1 protein-coding gene is annotated in these 1,345 nt (G+C 60.1%); it reads left to right on the top strand.

Features of this window, described 5'->3' with window-relative positions:
- Positions 1 to 384: 384 nt before the first annotated feature.
- Positions 385 to 1,345: CaiB/BaiF CoA transferase family protein (locus LK12_RS23325; RefSeq protein WP_052223765.1), on the top strand; the 961-nt coding region annotated here is incomplete at its 3' end.

The following is a 1,345-nucleotide window of genomic DNA, read 5'->3' on the forward strand; positions in this document are numbered from 1 at the left end:
TGCCACCATCGATCCGCATTGCTTCGCTGTGGAATTCGCTTCGCTGATCTTTGGGTTGATTTACCAGTGGCTTGTCGACCCGGACTCGATCAACGTCCACGCAGTTTTCCAGCATTACCGCAGAAACGCCCTGAAAACCCTCTCTGTCTAGGGCGCATTTTGGCGGCCTATGAGCTTGCAAATATACTTGCTAGACATAAGCAAATAAATTATGAAATGGCTTCAAGGTCCGCAAGGCCGGTCCCATCGTCAGAGAGCCGGGACCATCGGGGAGAGTAATATGACCGCACATCTCGGGGTGTTGTTGCAGGACCGCCTCGCAGGGAAGTCCGGTTTGCCGGCGACCCGGACTACGAACCAGCCCGGTTCCGGAGCGGTTTCCGAATGATTGGCAGAAATCCGAGCGATGAAGTCCTGATGCGCCCCCCTCTCGAAGGCGTCCGGGTCATCGAATTGGCCGGGATCGGGCCTGCACCGTTTTGCGGCATGATGCTGGCGGATCATGGCGCGGAGGTGATCCGCATAGACCGCCCCGGAGGGAGCGATCCGCTTGCACAAGACGAGGAGCGCGACGTTCTCTTGCGTTCTCGACGTTCCATCACACTAAACCTGAAACGCCCCGAGGCTGTAGAGATCGTCGCCAAGCTGGTCGAGACTGCTGACGGCCTGATCGAAGGTTTCAGGCCCGGCGTGGCAGAGCGGTTGGGGCTTGGTCCGGATACACTCATGAAGCGCAATCCGGCATTGGTCTATGCACGGATGACGGGGTGGGGACAGAACGGTCCGCTCGCGGACAAGGCAGGCCATGACCTGAACTATATTTCGCTTTCAGGCGGTCTCGCCGCGATCGGGCCCGAAGGCCAGCCGCCGGTCCCGCCGCTCAATCTGATCGGGGACTACGGCGGCGGCGGTATGATGCTGGCTTTCGGCTTCGTAACCGCCCTGCTCGCAGCCCGGCAGACCGGCAAGGGCGGGATCATCGACTGCAGCATGGCCGACGGCGCCGCGGCCATGATGGCGGGCATGTGGACACTGAAGCACAACGAGATGTGGACGCAGCCGCGCGGTCAGAATCTGCTCGACGGGGGCGCACCTTTCTATGGGTGCTATGCTTGCGCCGACGGAACCTTCATCGCGCTGGGTGCGATCGAACCCAAGTTCTTCGACCGCCTGCGCGAGGCACTTGGACTGGCTGATGACCCTCTTTTCGCAGACCAGTACGAACAGTCGAAATGGCCGGCAATGAAAAAACGGCTGTCCGAAATTTTCGCCTCCAGACCTCGCACGGTCTGGACAGACCTCCTGCAGCAGCGGGATTGCTGCTATAGTGAGGTACTGACGATGG

The sequence above is a fragment of the Novosphingobium malaysiense genome (assembly GCF_000802225.1).
GTDB classification, from domain to species: Bacteria; Pseudomonadota; Alphaproteobacteria; order Sphingomonadales; family Sphingomonadaceae; genus Novosphingobium; species Novosphingobium malaysiense.